The following is an 886-nucleotide window of genomic DNA, read 5'->3' as shown; positions in this document are numbered from 1 at the left end:
GCTGGTCGCCGGGGATCGCCGGGGGTGGCGCGGTTCGCCGCCGCCCAGCAGGCCGTCCTGGACGAGGTGACGGCCCGGCTCGCCCTGGCCCTGGCGGGCGGCGGCGAGGAGCAGGAGGAACCGGACGGCCCTTCCGACCAGCTGCTGGCCAAGGCGCTCAGCGGCCTGGGGACCTCCTCCTCCGGGTGGTACCGCCAGGAGAGCCACGGCGTCGTACGGCAGCTGAACGTGATCGGCCGGGCGCTGCGGGCCGCGCCCGGGAGCGGGGAGGGCGCTCCGGCGGTCCGGCTCCACTTCGACGGGCCGCGCTTCCCCCACGCCGCGCTGGAGTGGGAACCGCTGCTCGGCGGGTGCGCCGCGGTGGCCTACCGGGTGGTGACGGCGGGGTGCGAGCCGGAGCACGCCGGCGCGCTGCACCGGCTGCTCGACGAGTTCGCGGGGCTCGGCCTGACGGGCGCCGCCGGACCCGCCGCCTGGCGCCGGTTCTCACTGCGCCTCGACGACGCCTGGCTCAGGGACGCGACGGGCAGGCGCAAGGAGGGCACCTGGCTCGGCGTGCTCCCGCTGGACGGCGGCGCCTTCATCGCCTTCACCGGCACCGAGGGGAGCGACACCGGTTTCCGCTTCACGGCGCTCTTCCACGACCGGCCGGACGGTTCGAGGTCCCCGCGCCCTACACGGAGCTCTCCCGGGGATCCGTCGGCGAGCCCGGGGACGGCGGCCGGACGGCGGCGTTCCTGGCCGAGTACGCCGGACGCGGCCCGGCGCCCCGGCGGCCGGAGGCGGCCGAGGAGTTCGCCCGGCTGACCGGGGTGACCCGACGACGGCCCGGCTGGTCGTGGCGGGCATGCCGTACGTCGACGGCTACGAGCGCGCCTTCCTGCCC

Annotated in this window: 1 pseudogene; it reads left to right on the top strand. The window is 77.7% G+C overall.

From position 1 onward, the window contains the following. Positions 1-807: pseudogene (locus ACWJ6R_RS37200) on the top strand (hypothetical protein); the annotation flags it as partial. Positions 808-886: the final 79 nt, after the last annotated feature.

This window comes from Planomonospora algeriensis (genome assembly GCF_977012225.1).
This window is presented reverse-complemented; position numbering and strand designations above follow the sequence as displayed.